Source organism: Protofrankia symbiont of Coriaria myrtifolia (assembly GCF_900634755.1).
GTDB classification, from domain to species: domain Bacteria; phylum Actinomycetota; class Actinomycetes; order Frankiales; family Frankiaceae; genus Protofrankia; species Protofrankia coriariae.
In genome coordinates this window covers 1-2,084 of sequence record NZ_CAAAFS010000104.1, presented here as the reverse complement: position 1 = coordinate 2,084, position 2,084 = coordinate 1, and the positions used below count along the sequence as shown (strand labels likewise).

The 2,084-nt window shown below is 75.3% G+C and carries 3 protein-coding genes; all 3 read left to right on the top strand.

Annotation, left to right across the window (positions count from 1 at the left end):
* The coding region (locus CM1CMNOD_RS05890) for a CHAT domain-containing protein (protein ID WP_131773878.1) at nt 1–612 on the top strand (612 nt) is incomplete at its 5' end.
* A 104-nt stretch (nt 613–716) separates the two neighbouring features.
* Nucleotides 717–1,178: a hypothetical protein gene (locus tag CM1CMNOD_RS05885; protein WP_013872763.1), complete on the top strand. Its 462-nt coding sequence runs from the start codon at nt 717–719 to the stop codon at nt 1,176–1,178.
* Between the two features lie 6 nt (nt 1,179–1,184).
* Nucleotides 1,185–2,084: hypothetical protein (locus tag CM1CMNOD_RS05880; protein WP_131773877.1), on the top strand; the 900-nt coding region annotated here is incomplete at its 3' end.

Below are 2,084 nucleotides of genomic sequence, written 5' to 3'. Positions count from 1 at the left end.
GATCGTGGCAGTCGGGATGCCCCACCCCACCCCGGCGCGTCCGACCTGCCCGGCACCGCGGAGGAGATCCGCCGGCTACGGGAACGGTTCCCCGGCCGGGTCCAGGCGCTGGTCGGGGACGACGCCACCCGGGCCACGGTGACGGCGGCGCTACCGGCCGCCCGGTGGGCGCACTTCGCCTGCCACGGCACCGCCAACCTGGCCAACCCCTCGGCCAGCCGGCTGCTGCTCACCGACCACCAGCAGCAGCCGTTGACGGTCGTGGACGTCGCCCGGCTACGCCTCGACCGCGCCCAGCTGGCGTTCCTGTCGGCCTGTGAAACCGCCCGCCCCGGCGGCCGACTCGCCGACGAGGTGATCCACCTGGCGTCGGCGTTCCAGCTCGCCGGCTACCGGCACGTCATCGGGACGCTATGGCCGATCAGCGACCAGCACGCCGTGGACATCGCCGACCACATCTACACCACCCTCAGCGCCACCGGCACCCTCACCGCCACCGGCACCGCCACCGCCACGGTGGCCGTCGCGGTACACACGGCAACCCGGCAGCTCCGCGACCGGTGGCCACACGAGCCGTCGGTGTGGGCGTCACACATCCACGCCGGCGCCTGACACCCCCCACACCCACCCGGGCCGGCACACACCTCGGCCGGATGGCACGCACCCGGGGCACCCGGGCAGAGCAGAAACGACGCACGGTACGACAAGGAGAACCGATGAGCACCGACGACAGCGGAGCGGACGAGGTCGAGGGGGTGCTGGAGGCGGCCCGGGCGATCCGCCCCCATCTGCACAAGCTGGTCGGCCCGGCCGCCGCCAACCTGGACCGCAGCCTCGCCGACCAGCTCACCGCCTCCGGCACCACTGCCGGCCAGCCGGCCGGCGCCGGCCAGGCGGCGGTCGCCGGCCGGCTCCGTGAGCTGCTTGACGGGGACGAGACCACCGCGTGGTTCCTCCGCACGGTCCTGGAGGACGCGCCACGCCACCGGCCGCCCTACTTCCAGCCCCGTTACCTGTACCGGCAGACCGGTGGCGCGCTCGTCCTGCCGGGCGATCCCGGCCCGGTCGAGGCCAGCCGCTACGTCTGCCCGCACGGCGACTATGCCTGGTACCGGCCTGACCTCGGCGTCGCGGTCCCGCAGTGTCCCACCCATCAGGTCAGCCTGGTGCGAGGCTGACACCCGATGCTGGGGGCGTTCTGGGATGCGGTCGGGGGGAAGCTCGCCGACCGCTGGGCCACCGTCACCGCCCCCGCGCTGGTCTTCTGGCTGGCCGGGCTGGCCGCCTGGACCCGCCACCGCGGCGGCCTACACACGCTGAGTGAACAGACCGACTGGCTGGACCGGCAGTCCCCGGCCGTGCAGACCGCCGCCATCCTCACCGTCCTGCTCGCCGTGCTCGCCTCCGGCATCCTCGTCGCCCGCGGCGCCACCCCGGTGCTGCGGCTGCTGGAGGGCTACTGGCCCGCCTGGGCCGGCCCGCTCCGCCGCCGGCTGGCCGGCTGGCTCGCGGCCCGCGCCGCCACCGACCAGCCCGCCTGGCAGGCCGCCTACGCCCGCGTCCGCCCGCCGAACACCCCCACCGTCGACGAGCTCGCCGCCTACACCCGGTTGGAACGCCGCCGCCGGCGCCGCCCGGCCGCACCCGGCTACTTCCTGCCCACTCCGATCGGGAACATCCTGCGCGCCGCCGAACGCCGCCCGCTGGACAAGTACGGCCTGGACACGATCATCCTGTGGCCGGCGCTGCCCGAGACCACCCGCGCCGACCTGCTCGCCGCCCGCGCCAGCCTGGACGCGGCGGTCACCACCGCGGTGTGGGGGCTGCTGTTCTGCGCGTTCACGCCGCTCACCTGGCTGGCGCTGCCCGTCGGGCTCGCCGTCGCCGTCGGCAGCGTGACGCTGGTGGTCCCGGCCCGGGCGCAGACGTTCGGTGACCTGGTCGAGGCCGCCTACGACCAGCACCGCGTCCTGCTCTACACCCAGCTGCGCTGGCCGCCGCCGGCCGATCCGGCCACCGAACGCGCCGAGGGCGCCAGGCTGACCGCCTACCTGTGGCGGGGCTCCGACGACACCCACCCCACG

What these genes read in the sequence shown, in the direction of transcription:
- CM1CMNOD_RS05885 (WP_013872763.1), top strand. Translation starts at nt 717, where the DNA reads ATGAGCACCGACGACAGCGGAGCGGACGAGGTCGAGGGGGTGCTGGAG.